Origin of the sequence: Streptomyces sp. OR43, assembly GCF_008042275.1 — a bacterium.
Lineage (GTDB): Bacteria > Actinomycetota > Actinomycetes > Streptomycetales > Streptomycetaceae > Streptomyces.
In genome coordinates, this window is the sequence record NZ_RDBK01000043.1 from 2,365,942 (window position 1) to 2,378,999 (window position 13,058).

15 protein-coding genes and 1 tRNA gene are annotated in these 13,058 nt (G+C 71.0%); 13 read left to right on the forward strand and 3 right to left on the reverse strand.

What is annotated here, in order from left to right; all coding sequences use genetic code 11:
• The first annotated feature begins 49 nt into the window (after positions 1-49).
• From EAO72_RS29540 to EAO72_RS29590, 11 genes are all read left to right on the forward strand, one after another.
• A complete protein-coding gene (locus EAO72_RS29540; RefSeq protein WP_148020193.1) occupies positions 50-1,018 on the forward strand; it encodes a complex I subunit 1/NuoH family protein in 969 nt (322 codons plus the stop codon).
• Complete coding sequence (locus EAO72_RS29545) at positions 1,018-1,623, forward strand: NuoI/complex I 23 kDa subunit family protein (protein ID WP_148022112.1); 606 nt, start codon at positions 1,018-1,020, stop codon at positions 1,621-1,623. The genes EAO72_RS29540 and EAO72_RS29545 overlap by 1 nt, the downstream gene beginning before the upstream one ends.
• The gene (locus EAO72_RS29550) at positions 1,620-2,237 is read left to right on the forward strand and encodes an NADH-quinone oxidoreductase subunit J family protein (RefSeq protein WP_187285272.1); all 618 of its coding nucleotides are present in this window, start codon (positions 1,620-1,622) and stop codon (positions 2,235-2,237) included. The genes EAO72_RS29545 and EAO72_RS29550 overlap by 4 nt, the downstream gene beginning before the upstream one ends.
• Positions 2,237-2,662 (forward strand): NADH-quinone oxidoreductase subunit NuoK, encoded by a 426-nt coding sequence (gene nuoK, locus EAO72_RS29555; RefSeq protein ID WP_148020194.1) that lies wholly within the window; start codon positions 2,237-2,239, stop codon positions 2,660-2,662. The genes EAO72_RS29550 and nuoK overlap by 1 nt, the downstream gene beginning before the upstream one ends.
• Positions 2,659-4,659 carry an NADH-quinone oxidoreductase subunit 5 family protein gene (locus tag EAO72_RS29560; RefSeq protein ID WP_148020195.1) on the forward strand — a complete coding sequence of 667 codons (2,001 nt, stop codon included), beginning with the start codon at positions 2,659-2,661 and terminating at the stop codon, positions 4,657-4,659. Before nuoK ends, EAO72_RS29560 begins: the two co-directional genes overlap by 4 nt.
• A gap of 27 nt (positions 4,660-4,686) precedes the next feature.
• Positions 4,687-6,237 (forward strand): complex I subunit 4 family protein, encoded by a 1,551-nt coding sequence (locus tag EAO72_RS29565; protein ID WP_148022114.1) that lies wholly within the window; start codon positions 4,687-4,689, stop codon positions 6,235-6,237.
• Positions 6,238-6,407: 170 nt separating this feature from the next.
• A complete protein-coding gene (locus EAO72_RS29570) occupies positions 6,408-7,868 on the forward strand; it encodes an NADH-quinone oxidoreductase subunit N (RefSeq protein ID WP_261991822.1) in 1,461 nt (486 codons plus the stop codon).
• 116 nt (positions 7,869-7,984) lie between these two features.
• A complete protein-coding gene (mscL, locus tag EAO72_RS29575) occupies positions 7,985-8,449 on the forward strand; it encodes a large conductance mechanosensitive channel protein MscL (RefSeq protein ID WP_148022116.1) in 465 nt (154 codons plus the stop codon).
• Positions 8,450-8,643: 194 nt separating this feature from the next.
• Complete coding sequence (gene htpX, locus EAO72_RS29580; RefSeq protein ID WP_148020196.1) at positions 8,644-9,507, forward strand: zinc metalloprotease HtpX; 864 nt, start codon at positions 8,644-8,646, stop codon at positions 9,505-9,507.
• Positions 9,504-9,896 (forward strand): YccF domain-containing protein, encoded by a 393-nt coding sequence (locus EAO72_RS29585; RefSeq protein ID WP_148020197.1) that lies wholly within the window; start codon positions 9,504-9,506, stop codon positions 9,894-9,896. The genes htpX and EAO72_RS29585 overlap by 4 nt, the downstream gene beginning before the upstream one ends.
• Positions 9,897-10,017: 121 nt before the next feature.
• Positions 10,018-10,293 (forward strand): GlsB/YeaQ/YmgE family stress response membrane protein, encoded by a 276-nt coding sequence (locus EAO72_RS29590; protein WP_148020198.1) that lies wholly within the window; start codon positions 10,018-10,020, stop codon positions 10,291-10,293.
• On the opposite strand, the gene EAO72_RS29595 is transcribed toward EAO72_RS29590, so the two are convergent.
• From EAO72_RS29595 to EAO72_RS29605, 3 genes are all read right to left on the reverse strand, one after another.
• Complete coding sequence (locus EAO72_RS29595; RefSeq protein ID WP_148020199.1) at positions 10,254-10,970, reverse strand: alpha-ketoglutarate-dependent dioxygenase AlkB family protein; 717 nt, start codon at positions 10,968-10,970, stop codon at positions 10,254-10,256. The genes EAO72_RS29590 and EAO72_RS29595 overlap by 40 nt on opposite strands.
• Complete coding sequence (locus EAO72_RS29600) at positions 10,970-11,488, reverse strand: methylated-DNA--[protein]-cysteine S-methyltransferase (protein ID WP_148020200.1); 519 nt, start codon at positions 11,486-11,488, stop codon at positions 10,970-10,972. The genes EAO72_RS29595 and EAO72_RS29600 overlap by 1 nt, the downstream gene beginning before the upstream one ends.
• Positions 11,489-11,637: 149 nt before the next feature.
• Positions 11,638-12,126: a YajQ family cyclic di-GMP-binding protein gene (locus tag EAO72_RS29605; protein WP_148020201.1), complete on the reverse strand. Its 489-nt coding sequence runs from the start codon at positions 12,124-12,126 to the stop codon at positions 11,638-11,640.
• A 215-nt stretch (positions 12,127-12,341) separates the two neighbouring features.
• Here EAO72_RS29605 and EAO72_RS29610 point away from each other — a divergent pair.
• Together EAO72_RS29610 and EAO72_RS29615 are read left to right on the forward strand one after the other, a co-directional pair.
• Positions 12,342-12,423 (forward strand) — tRNA-Tyr (locus EAO72_RS29610).
• 75 nt (positions 12,424-12,498) lie between these two features.
• On the forward strand, positions 12,499-12,948 hold the full coding sequence (locus EAO72_RS29615) for a 2-thiouracil desulfurase family protein (protein ID WP_148022117.1): 450 nt from the start codon (positions 12,499-12,501) through the stop codon (positions 12,946-12,948).
• The last annotated feature ends 110 nt before the right edge of the window (positions 12,949-13,058 follow it).

The following is a 13,058-nucleotide window of genomic DNA, read 5'->3' on the forward strand; positions in this document are numbered from 1 at the left end:
CCCCCGAGGACCAAGGGCCACCCGACACCCCCGCCGGAGGCGACCCCGAGTGAACGACGTACTGGACGTCGCCCTCCGCCTGGTCATCGTCTTCGCGGTGTTCATGGTCGTCCCGCTCGTCGTGGGCCAGGCCGAGCACAAGGTGATGGCCCATATGCAGGGCCGCCTCGGACCCATGTACGCGGGCGGCTTCCACGGCTGGGCCCAGCTCGTCGCGGACGGCGTGAAGTTCGCGCAGAAGGAAGACATCGTCCCGGCCGAGGCCGACCGCAGGGTCTTCCAGCTCGCGCCGGCCGTCGCGCTGCTTCCGTACCTCCTCGTCCTGGTCGCGATCCCGATCGGCCCCGGCGAGGGCGCGGTCGGCCAGGTCGTCGACGCGGGCATCTTCTTCGTGCTCGCCGTGATGGGCGTCGGCGTGCTCGGCTCCCTCATGGCGGGCTGGGCGTCCGCCAACAAGTTCTCCCTGCTCGGCGGTCTCCGTACCGCCGCGCAACTGCTCGCGTACGAGCTGCCGATGCTGCTCGCCGCCGCCTCCGTGGCGATGGCGGCCGGCACCGTCTCGCTCCCCGGCATCCTCGACGCCTTCGAGTGGTGGTGGCTGCCCTGGCAGATCGTCGGCGCCCTGGTCTTCTTCGTGGCGGGCCTCGCCGAACTCCAGCGCCCGCCGTTCGACATGCCCGTCGCCGACTCCGAGATCATCTTCGGCGCGTACACCGAGTACACCGGCCTCCGCTTCGCGCTCTTCCTGCTCGCCGAGTACGCGGGCATCGTCGTGCTGTGCGGGCTCACCACCGTCCTCTTCCTCGGCGGCTGGCACGGCCCGCTGGGCGCCGACGGACTCGGCTGGGTCTGGACGCTCCTGAAGGTCGGCATCCTCGCCTTCGTCGTCATCTGGCTGCGCGTGAGCTATCCGCGGCTGCGCGAGGACCAGCTCCAGAAGCTCGCCTGGACCACACTCATCCCGCTCGCTCTTGCGCAGATCGCGCTCACCGGCATCGTGAAGGTGGCGATCAACTAGTGCCTCCGATCCCCGGCTCAGGTCTGGCCAAGGGCCTCGCCGTCACCCTGCGGACGATGACGAAGAAGACCGTCACCGCCCAGTACCCGGACGTGCAGCCCGACCTCCCGCCCCGCTCCCGCGGCGTCATCGCGCTGTTCGAGGAGAACTGCACGGTCTGCATGCTCTGCGCGCGCGAGTGCCCGGACTGGTGCATCTACATCGACTCCCACAAGGAGACCATGCCCGCTGCGGTCCCGGGTGGCCGCGAGCGCAGCCGCAACGTGCTGGACCGCTTCGCGATCGACTTCTCGCTCTGCATGTACTGCGGGATCTGCATCGAGGTGTGCCCGTTCGACGCGCTGTTCTGGTCACCGGAGTTCGAGTACGCCGAGACGGACATCCTCGAACTCACCCATGAGCGCGACAAGCTGCGCGACTGGATGTGGACGGTTCCCGAGCCGCCGGCCCTCGACCCGGCCGCCGAGGAGCCGAAGGAGATCGCCGCCGCCCGCAAGACGGCGGACAAACTCCGCACCCAGCGCGAACAGGAAGCGGCGGCAGCAGCGGAAGCGGCAGCCGAGGCCACCCCGCCCGCGCCGACGGAGCAGGAGGGACAGGAGTGATCACCGCCACCGGCCCCGCCCTCGCCGCCGCCGCGAACCATCCCGGCTTCCTCTCCCCGACCGGGGTCGAGATCGCCTTCGTCCTCGTCGGCATCGCCACCCTCGGCGCGGCCCTCGTCACCGTCACGACCAGACAGCTGGTGCACGCCGCCCTCTGGCTGATCGTGGCGCTCGGCGGGCTGGCCGTCGAGTACCTCCTGCTCACGGCGGAGTTCATCGCGTGGGTGCAGGTGCTGATCTACGTGGGTTCCGTGGTCGTCCTCCTCCTCTTCGGCCTGATGCTCACCAGGGCCCCCATCGGCCGTTCCCCGGACGCCGATTCGGAGAACCGATGGGCCGCCCTCGCCGTGGCCGTCGCCGCTGCCGGCACCCTCGTCTGGGTCGTCGTCGACGCCTTCCGCACCACCTGGATCGAACTCGACGGGCCGGCCCAGGGCTCCACCGAGGCGACCGGCTCCTTCCTCTTCCGGCACTGGGTGCTGCCCTTCGAAGCGCTCTCCGTCCTGCTGCTCGCCGCCCTCGTCGGCGCGATCGTCCTGTCCCGCAAGGGCCGGGAGACCGCCCCCCGAGCGACCGCCCCCGGAGCAAGCGCCCCCCGAGAGGACAAGCGCTGATGCACCTCGCCTATCCCGCCGTGCTCGCCGCCCTCCTCTTCTGCACCGGGCTGTACGGAGTGCTCGCCCGGCGCAATGCGATCCTCGTCCTGATGTCCGTCGAGCTGATGCTCAACGCCGTCAACCTCAACCTCGTCGCCTTCGACGTCTGGCTTCGCGACGCCCTGCACTCCGGCCAGGCCCTCACCCTCTTCACCATCGCCATCGCGGCGGCGGAGATCGGCATCGGCCTGGCGATCGTCCTCGCCGTCTACCGCAACCGGGCCAGTTCGGACATCGACCGGCTCCGCGACACCGCCGAGACCGACGAAGCCGAAGAGCTCCCGGACGATCCGGACGGCCCGGACGACGAGAGCGCCGGAGCCCCCGAAGACCAGGCCACTGCTCCGGCAGGGAAGGCAAAGAAGGCTGAGGCCACCGCGTGACCACCACGACCCTCGCCGTGCTCGTCCCCTTTCTCCCCTTCCTGGGCGCGGCGGCCGGCCTCCTCCTCGGTCGCAGCGCACCGGGCTTCGTCCGGCCGCTCGCCGTCCTGCCCTCCCTCGCCTCCCTCGTCATCGCGGCCGTCGTCGCCGCACGCCAGGGCGGCGGGCCTGCCATCGACGCCGCGACCCGGCTCACCCCCACCGGCTCGGTCCCGATCGACCTCGCGCTGCACCTCGACGGCTTCGCCGTCCTCGTCGCCGTCCTGGTCGCCCTCGTCGCGAGCTGCGTGCAGATCTACTCGACCGCGTATCTGCGCGACGACCCCCGCTATCCCTCGTACGCGGCCCTCGTCTCCCTCTTCACCTCCGCGATGCTGCTCGTCGTCTACTCCGGCGACCTGATGGTGCTCCTTGTCGGCTGGGAGATCATGGGCATCTGCTCGTACTTCCTGGTCGGCCACTACTGGGAGACGCCCGAGGCCCGTGCCGCCTCGCTCAAGGCCTTCCTGGTCACCAAGCTCGGCGACGTCCCCTTCCTCATCGGCCTGTTCGCCCTCGCCGCCGACACCGGCACCTTCCGCATCACCGGCATCCTCGGCTCCGTCGCCCACGGCGGCCTCGACCACCCCACGCTGATCGCCCTGCTCCTCCTCGCCGGTGTCGCGGGCAAGTCCGCGCAGTTCCCGTTGCACACCTGGCTGCCCGACGCGATGGCGGGCCCCACGCCCGTCTCCGCGCTGATCCACGCGGCGACGATGGTCGCCGCCGGCATCTACTTCGTGGCCCGGCTGCTGCCCGTCTTCGCCGAATCCGGCGCCGCTCTCGTGGTCCTCGCGGTGATGGCCGCCGTCACGATGATCGGCTCGGGACTCGCCGCCCTCGCGCAGGACGACATCAAGCGCGTCCTCGCGTACTCGACCATCGGACAGCTCGGATACATGTCCGGGGCCCTGGCCGTCGGGGACCGCGGGGCCGCCGTCTTCCACCTCATCTCGCACGGTGCGTTCAAAGCCGTCCTCTTCCTCGCCGCGGGCGTCGTCATCCACGCCGCCGGTACCAACTCACTGGCCGCCATGTCCCGTATGGGAGGCCTGACCAAGCGCATCCCCGACGCCTACTGGACGATGACGGTCGCCCTTCTCGCGCTGGCCGCCATCCCGCCGTTCGCCGGCTTCTTCTCCAAGGAAGCCGTCCTCGTCGCCGCCGAGCACACCGCCCTCGGCGACCGCCACGTCGCCCCGGCCGCGGCCGGTTGGACCGTCCTCGTCGCCGGCCTCCTGGCCGCCGTGCTCACCGCCGCGTACGCCACCCGCCTCTGGCTCCTCGCCTTCCGCGGCCGCGGCGCCGAGGCCCCCGACCACGGCAGGCAGCCCGTCGCCATGACCTCGGTCCTGTGGGTGCTGGCCGTCCCCACCATGGCCTTCGGACTCACCGTCGGCGTGATCACCGACTGGTTCGACGGCCACAGCCTCACCCCGTCGCTGACCACTGCCGTGCTGTCCACCGGCGTCGGTCTCGTCGGCGGTCTCGTCACCTACGGAGCCTGGCGCCACACCACGGCACTCGCCGCCCGCACCCCCATGGGTTCGGTCGTCGCCCACCCCGACGCGGAACCGGCCCTCGTCGAGATCGAGGCCCTGGAGAGCCACACCGCCGCCTACGGCACCGCCGGTGACGCCCCCGACCCGGCCGACCCCGGCCGCCTGCTGCTCGGCCCCCTCCACCGTCACGCAGCCACCGGCTTCCACCTGGACGCCCTGTACGCGGCCCTGTTCGTCCGCCCCGTCCAGGCCGCGGCGAGCCTCGTCCGCTTCCTGGACCGCGAGGTCGTCGAGACCTACGTACGCGGCTCCGCCACCGGCGCACGCTGGCTCGGCACCGCCGTCCGCCGCGCGCAGACCGGCAACGTGCAGACCTACCTCAGCGCACTGCTCGCCGGTTCGCTGGTCCTGGCGGTCGCCGCCGTCGTCTTCGCCAACGTCAACGCCGGGTCGTGAGCCGTGATCGATATCAGCGCATCCGTGATGCAGTTCCTTCTGGCGTTCGTCGTCGTCGCCCCGCTCCTCGGAGCCGTGGCCGCTCTGCTCCCGGCCCCGCCCGGGCTGAAGGGCAGGAACCCGGACCAGGCCGTGCTCCGCCACGGCGTGACCGTCACCGGCGTGATCCTCGTCGCCGCCCTCGTGCTGGCCCTGGGCTTCGACCACGACCACCCGTCGAAGATGCAGGCCACCACCGACATCAGCTGGATCCCGGCGCTCGACGTCCGCATCCATCTCGGCATCGACGGCATCTCGCTCCCCCTCCTCGTACTGACCGCGCTGCTGACCTTCCTCTGCGCGCTCTACAGCTACTTCAAAATGCCGGCCGGCCCCTCCTCGAAGGCCTTCGTCGCGCTGATCCTCGTCCTGGAGTCCGGCACGCTGGCGACCTTCGCCGTCCTCGATCTGCTGCTGTTCTTCCTGGCGTTCGAGATGGTGCTCGTCCCGATGTACTTCCTCATCGCCCGCTGGGGCGGTGCGCAGAAGCAGGCAGCCGCCTGGAAGTTCATCCTCTACACACTGCTCGGCTCGGTCGTCATGCTGCTGGGCCTGCTCCTCATCGGACTGAAGAGCGGCACCTTCGACATGGTGGCACTCGCCACTGACAACGGCCGTGGCCTCAGCTCGTCCGTGCAGGTCATCGCCGTTCTCGCGATCGGCATCGGGCTCGCGGTCAAGACCCCGATGTGGCCGCTGCACAGCTGGCTCCCCGACGCCCACACCGCCGCCCCGACGGTCGGCTCGGTCCTCCTCGCCGGCGTCATGCTGAAGATGGGCACGTACGGCTTCGTCCGCATCCTGCTCCCGATCGCCCCCGACGGGATGCACACCTTCGCGCCCTACCTCGCGGCCTTCGCGGTCGCCGGCATCATCTACGGATCGCTCGCCTGCCTGGCGCTCGCCCGGCCCGGCGCCAAGGGCGACCTGAAGCGGCTGATCGCGTACTCCTCAGTCGGCCACATGGGCTTCGTCCTCCTCGGCATCGCCAGCATGACCCCCACCGGCGTCAACGGCGCGCTCTTCGCCAACATCGCCCACGGCCTCATCACCGGCCTGCTGTTCTTCCTGGTCGGCGCGGTCAAGGACCGGTACGGCACCGCCGACCTCGACACCCTCGCCGGAGCAACCGGCGCCGCGCTCTACGGCCGCGCGCCCCGCCTGGGCGGCCTCCTCGCGTTCGCCGCGGTCGCCTCCCTCGGCCTGCCCGGCCTCGCCGGCTTCTGGGGCGAGATGCTCGCGCTGTTCGGGGCCTTCGACCCCGCCGAGGGCCTGAACCGCGCCGCGTTCCTGACCTTCATGTCCATCGCCGCGTTCGGCACCCTGCTCACCGCCGCGTACCTGCTCGTCGTGGTCCGCCGCGTCTGCATGGGCGCCCAGCGCGAGGAACCGCACGCGATCGCCGACGTCCAGAGCTACGAGTTCGCCGCCTGGACGCCCCTCGCGGCCCTCACCGTCCTCGCCGGCCTGTGGCCCGCCGTCCTCCTCGGCCTGACCGACCCGGCCGTGCAGAAGCTCCTCGCAGGAGGCAAGTCGTGATCGTGGCAGCCGAAAACGCCCCCGGCGCATGGCGTCTCGTCCAGTCAGCGGCAGGGAGCAGCAGCACAGACCTGGTTCAGTCAGCGGCCGGGAGCGGCGCCACGGGCCCCGTCCAGTCGGCGGCCGACAGCGGCGCCACCAGCCTCGTCCAGTCCGTCGACTGGCTCGCGATCGCGCCCCCGGTCGTCGTCGCGGCCGTCGCCCTCGCCGTCCTGGTCGCCGACCTCTTCGTCCCCGCGGCCCGCAAGCCGCTCCTCGGCTACGGGGCCGTAGCCGGTCTCGTAGCCGCGCTCGCCCTCCTCATTCCGCTGCACGACGGCGACCGCTCGACCTTCTGCCTCACCACCGGCACCCGCGCCTGCAGCTACACCGCCGACCACTTCACCCTGGTCATCCAGGCCCTCGTCCTCGGCGGCGCCCTGCTCACCGCGCTGCTCTCCATCGGCGACACCCGCAAGCTGCCGGCCGGCGAGTTCTGGTTCCTGCTGCTGTCCTCCGCCGCAGGCGCCGCCCTCCTGCCCGCGTCCCGCGACCTCGCCACGCTCGTCGTCGCCCTCGAAGTCGCCTCGCTGCCCGCCTTCGCCCTCGTCGGGATCAAGCGCGGCGACCGGCGCTCCTCCGAGGCCGCGCTGAAGTTCTTCCTCTCCTCCGTCGTCGCGACCGCCGTCATGCTCCTCGGCGTCAGCTTCGTGTACGCGGCGACCGGCACCCTCCACCTCACGGAGATCGCCACCCGCCTCGACGACGTCCCCGGACAGCTCTCCACCCTCGCCGAGGCGGGCGTCGCCCTCACTCTCGTCGGCTTCGCCTTCAAGACGGCCGCCGCGCCCTTCCACTTCTGGGTCCCCGACACCTACGTCGGCGCCCCCCTGCCGATCGCCGCGTACCTCTCGGTCGTCGGCAAGGCGGTCGGCTTCTCCGGCCTCATCCTCGTCACCGTGGTCGCCTTCCCGTCGTACGCGGACGTCTGGGGCCCCGCCCTCGCCGTCCTCGCCGCGCTCACCATGACCGTCGGCAACGTCGCCGCGCTGCGCCAGAGCGCCGCCCGCGCGCGCAGCGCCGTACGGCTGCTCGCCTGGTCGTCCGTCGCCCAGGCCGGCTACCTCCTGGTGCCGATCGCCGCCGCCGCGTACGCCGGAGACCGGCAGATCGGCTCCACCGTCGCGTACGCCCTGATGTACGCCGTCGTGAACCTCGGCGCGTTCGCGGTGGCCGCACTGGTCGCCCGTACCCACCCGGGCAACCGCATCGCCGACTACCGGGGTCTGTACGCCACCCGCCCGCTCGCCGCCCTCGCGATGGGCTTCTTCCTGCTCTGCCTGGCCGGGCTGCCGCCGGGCATCATCGGGCTCTTCGCCAAGGTCACGGTCTTCTCCTCGGCCGTGGACGCCGGACTCGGCTGGCTCGCCGTCGTCATGGCGGTGAACGTCGTGATCGCGCTCTTCTACTACCTCCAGTGGACCGCGGCCCTGTTCCGCGGCCCCGCCGAGGACGGCACGGAGCGGCCCGTCACCCGCCACCGCACCCCGGCACCGCTCACCGCCGCGATCGTCCTCACCGCCGTCGCCGGCCTTGCCCTGTCGGGCGCCCCGCAGACCGTCCTCAGGTTCGCCGGCGTCAACCTGTTCTGACGCCTTCTCGCGCCGCGACCGCAAGATCGGTTTGCCCCGGGCAGCCCGCACAGGGCAGGGTCATGCCCGCGCATGGCGCGTACAACCTTCACATCACCACAGAGGAGCCGGAAGCAGTGCTGAACGGGTTCAAGGACTTCATCCTTCGCGGCAACGTCATCTCCATGGCGATCGGCCTCGCCGTCGGAGCGGCGTTCACCGCGGTCGTCACCGGGTTCAGCAACGCGTTCATCGTGCCGCTGATCGGCATCATCACGCGCGGAACGGGCGACTTCAGCAAGGCGCACTTCAAGGTCGACGGTGTCGACTTTCCCTACGGCCTCTTCGTCAGCGCCGCGATCGCCTTCCTCATCACCGCCGCGGTCCTCTACTTCTGCGTCGTCGTGCCCATGGCCAAGGTCCAGGACCGCTTCACCGCCAAGAAGGACCAGGAACAGGTCGACATCAAGGCCGCCCTGCGCGACTGCCCCCGCTGCTTCACGGCGATCCCCGCCGTCGCCTCCCGCTGCGCCCACTGCACCAGCGACGTCCAGCCCGACCCCGAGGCCCTGGCGCTCGCGAAACTGCCCGTCCAGCGCTGAGCCGCGGCACCCCTCCACCCGTACGGCCTACGGCCCGCTCCGGCACGAACGCCCGGAGCGGGCCGGGCCCCGCGGCCGTGAGCACAAGGGAACTAGCTTTCCCCGCCTGGCGTTGACCAGTACGGGAGGCTCCACTGGGGAGTGGAGCACCACCAAGCAAGGGTTCCCCTGCTGCACCATTTGGAGGGCGTACCGTGCACCGCCGGCACAACGGGCTGAGAACCGCCGTACTCCTCGGGGGCCTGTCCGCACTCATCATCGTCATCGGCAGCTTCTTCGGACGTACGGGCCTGATCGTCGCGCTCCTCGTAGCCGTCGGCACCAACGCCTACGCGTACTGGAACAGCGACAAGCTGGCGCTGCGCGCCATGCGGGCCCGCCCGGTGAGCGAGTTCGAGGCGCCCCAGCTCTACCGCATGGTCCGCGAGCTCTCCACCGCGGCCCGCCAGCCCATGCCGCGGCTCTACATCTCCCCGACCCAGGCCCCCAACGCCTTCGCGACCGGCCGCAACCCGCGCAACGCCGCGGTCTGCTGCACCGAGGGCATCCTCCAGATCCTGGACGAACGGGAACTGCGCGGCGTCCTCGGCCACGAGCTCAGCCATGTCTACAACCGCGACATCCTGATCTCGTCCGTCGCCGGGGCGCTCGCCTCCGTCGTCATGTTCCTGGTCAACTTCGCCTGGCTGATCCCGGTCGGCCGCTCCAACGACGACGACGGCCCCGGCATCCTCGGTATGCTCCTGATCATGATCCTGGGCCCGCTCGCCGCGTCCGTGATCCAACTGGCCGTCAGCCGCTCCCGGGAGTACGAGGCGGACGCCTCGGGTGCCCAGCTGACCGGCGACCCGCTGGCCCTGGCCAGTGCCCTGCGGAAGCTGGACGCCGGCACCAAGCAGCTTCCCCTGCCCCCCGAGCCCCGGATCGAGACCGCGAGCCACATGATGATCGCGAACCCGTTCCGCCCCGGACAGGGCATGTCCAAGATGTTCTCGACCCACCCGCCGATGGCGGAGCGCATCGCCCGACTCGAGCAGATGGCAGGTCATCGCCCGTGAAGACAATTCTGAACGTCATTTGGCTGGTCCTGTGCGGCTTCTGGATGTTCCTCGGATACATCCTCGCGGGACTCCTGCTGTGCATCACGATCATCGGCATCCCGTTCGGCCTGGCGGCCTTCCGTATCGGTCTCTACGCCCTGTGGCCCTTCGGCCACCGCGTCGTCGACCGCCGTGACGCGGGCGCGCCCTCCTGCGTCGGTAACGTGCTCTGGCTGGTCCTGGCCGGCTGGTGGCTGGCGCTCGGCCACATCACCACCGGCATCGCCCTCTGCCTCACGATCATCGGCATCCCTCTGGGCATCGCGAACTTCAAGCTGATCCCGGTCTCGCTGATGCCCTTCGGCAAGGAGATCGTCAGCACCGACGACCAGTTCGCCGGCTGGTAGGCCATCGGTACGGCGAGCAGCGCACAGGCGTTTCACAGCAGTTCACAGCCGTTCTCCGCAACCACCCGAGCCGGCACGACGTCTTGGATTCCAGGACCGAGTGACGGGTAGGTTTGCGCGCATGACCATCATTGGCTGGATCATTCTCGGACTTGTCGCGGGCGTCATCGCCAAGATCCTGCTGCCGGGCCGCGACCCCGGCGGCCTCGTGGGGACCACCCTCATCGGGATCGTCGGCGCGTTCCTGGGCGGCTGGATAGCGACGCGCTTCCTGGACCGCACGATCGACAACGAGGACTTCTTCGACCCGGCGACCTGGGTCTCGGCCATAGGCGGTTCGCTCGTCCTGCTGATCGGCTACCGACTGCTGTTCGGGAACTCCCGCGAACGCCGCTGACGCGCTTCGCCGGACCCCGGGGCGCCGAGCCCCGTCTCGCGCAGCGTCAGATTGAGCCGGCCAGCGCTCATGCCCGTCCCGGGACCCGCCGTGCCGGGAAGGATCCTCGGAACTCCGTGGAACGCGTGACGGGACGGCCCACCGAAGACGAACAGGTCCCCGGAGGCCAACTCCACGTCCGTGTAGGGCCGCCCCCGGTTCTCCGTGTTGCCGAAGCGGAAGACGCAGGTGTCGCCGATGCTGAGCGACACGACGGGGGCCCCGGACCGTTCCTCCTTGTCCTGGTGCATGCCCATCCGCGCGGCGTCGTCATAGAAGTTGATCAGCGCGGCGTCGGGCGCGTAGGTCCGTACCGGACTCTCCGCCCCGTACGCCTCCGCCACCGCCGCCCGTCCCAGCTCTGCCAGCCACTGCGGGAACGGGGCGACCGGCGCACCGTTCACGTCGTCCGCCGTACGCGTGTACCGGTACGGCTGCCAGTGCCACCCCAGGCACACGGTCCGCACGGACATCACCCCACCACCCGGCAGCGCCGTGTGCCGCAGCGGCACGGGCCCGCGCGCCCATCCACGGCACGCCGCCACCAACTCCCGCTGCCGCTCGCCCGACAGCCACTCCGGTACGTGTACGGCGCCCGGTGCGACCACCGCCCGCGGCCGCGGGAAGAGCCCCGTCATCAGCGCACCGCCAGGGCGCCCTCAAGCCCCAGGAGCTGCTCCTTGCGCTCCAGGCCGCCCGCGTAGCCGCGCAGCGCCCCGTCCGCGCCGATGACCCGGTGGCACGGCCGCACCACCAGCAGCGGATTGCGCCCGATCGCCGTCCCCACGGCCCGGACCCCCGCCCCGGCGGAACCGACCCGCTCGGCGATCTGCCCGTACGACACCGTCTCCCCGTACGGAACGGCGTCCAGCGCGGCCCAGACCCGGCGCTGGAAGTCGGTGCCCCGCCCGTCGGCGTACCGGACGTCGAAGCGGGTCCGCCGCCCCTCGAAGTACTCCCGCAACTGGGCGGCGATCTCCTCGAACGCCGCCGGATCGTGCCGCCAGCCGTCCTGGACGACCGCCGCACCCTTCTGCCCGGGCACGGAGAGCGAGACGAGCGCGACCCCCGCCGCGGTCCCGGCAGGGCCCGCGGCCTCCTCGCCGACCAGCAGCAGCTCGCCCAGCGGGCTGTCGACCGTCGCGTACATGGTCATGACTCGTCCCTCTCCTCGTCCGCCGGCCCGCAGACCGCCGGCCGGCACGGACCAGTCTGCGTGGCCCGGACCACCGCGACCGGCGGTATTCGGACCTGCAGTCCGGGCGCGGAGCAGCGCGTTCCGCCCCGCTCCCGGACCGCCGCGTCCTACCGGTAGTTCGCGAACTGGACGTCGAACTCGAAGTCCTGGCCCTTCAGCAGCGCCTGCACGGCCTGCAGGTCGTCCCGGCTCTTCGAGCTGACCCGCAGCTCGTCGCCCTGGACCTGGGCCTTGACGCCCTTGGGGCCCTCGTCGCGAATGATCTTCGCGACCTTCTTGGCGTTCTCCTGGGAGATGCCTTCCTCGATCGTGCAGAACAGCTTGTACTCCTTGCCGGACAGCTGCGGCTCGCCCGCGTCCAGCGACTTCAGCGAGATGCCGCGCTTGATCAGCTTGGACTGGAAGATGTCGAGGATCGCCTTGACGCGCTCCTCGCCGTTCGCCTCCATCAGGATCTTCTCGCCGGACCAGGAGATCGACGCCCCGGTGCCCTTGAAGTCGTAGCGCTGGGAGATCTCCTTGGCGGCCTGGTTGAGGGCGTTGTCGACCTCCTGCCGCTCGACCTTCGAGACGATGTCGAAACTGGAGTCGGCCATGACGTGTGGCTCCTTGTATCGGGGTGCTGGAAAGGAAGTGCTTACAGGGGCGGTCGCGGCGCCCTCGGGCACCACGCCGCCCACAAAGCCTAGCCACCCGCGCCCGTCCCGGCCGCTGATCAATCCAGTGGCGTAGCACCCCCGGGCATCAGGTATCGTTTACGTCGTTGCCACAGAGCGCCGCCGCAAGGCGGGGCCCCACGGCAGCATCCCTTGGCGGTGTGCCCGAGTGGCCAAAGGGAGCAGACTGTAAATCTGCCGGCTCAGCCTACCCAGGTTCGAACCCTGGCGCCGCCACATAGCAAGGCCCCCGTCCTTCGGACGGGGGCCTTCTCTGTTGTGCGACGCTGGGCTGTGACGAGGGGCGTGAAGATGGAATCCGTGCTGGTCAGCGCGTGCCTGCGGGGCGTTCCCTGCCGGTTCGACGGGCGCGGCAAGGCCTCCGCCGAGATGGCCGCGGCCCTCGGTGACCGGCGGCCCGTCGCCTTCTGCCCCGAGGTCGCCGCGGGACTGCCCACGCCCCGCCGCCCCGCCGAGATCGTCGGCGGCGACGGGCACGACGTGCTGGACGGCCGGGCCCGCGTCGTGGACGACACCGGACACGATGTGACCGACGCCTTCGTGCAAGGCGCCAGGCGGGCACTGGAGGCCGCGCGCGGAGCGGGCTGCACCGAGGCGCTGCTGATGGCCCGCAGCCCTTCCTGCGGGCGCGGCACGGTCTATGACGGTACGTTCGCCGGCGGGCTGCGCGAGGGCGACGGGGTCACCGCCGCCCTGCTGGAGCGGCACGGCATCGCCGTCCGCCCCGCGACCGGCGACTGACCCGGGCCGCGGCCTCCTCGCGGGGCGGGGAGGACGGTTACCAGGCGAGGCGACTGACCGGGCCGCTCATCCTCGGGGCCGGGAGGCCGGTTACCGGCGAGGCGACTGAC

Bases quoted from the DNA above. Each gene is read 5' to 3' on its own strand.
- nuoK (WP_148020194.1), top strand. From the start codon at position 2,237: ATGCACCTCGCCTATCCCGCCGTGCTCGCCGCCCTCCTCTTCTGCACC.
- EAO72_RS29565 (WP_148022114.1), top strand. From the start codon at position 4,687: ATGCAGTTCCTTCTGGCGTTCGTCGTCGTCGCCCCGCTCCTCGGAGCC.
- EAO72_RS29590 (WP_148020198.1), top strand. From the start codon at position 10,018: ATGACCATCATTGGCTGGATCATTCTCGGACTTGTCGCGGGCGTCATC.
- EAO72_RS29595 (WP_148020199.1), bottom strand. From the start codon at position 10,970: ATGACGGGGCTCTTCCCGCGGCCGCGGGCGGTGGTCGCACCGGGCGCC.
- EAO72_RS29600 (WP_148020200.1), bottom strand. From the start codon at position 11,488: ATGACCATGTACGCGACGGTCGACAGCCCGCTGGGCGAGCTGCTGCTG.
- EAO72_RS29605 (WP_148020201.1), bottom strand. From the start codon at position 12,126: ATGGCCGACTCCAGTTTCGACATCGTCTCGAAGGTCGAGCGGCAGGAG.
- EAO72_RS29615 (WP_148022117.1), top strand. From the start codon at position 12,499: ATGGAATCCGTGCTGGTCAGCGCGTGCCTGCGGGGCGTTCCCTGCCGG.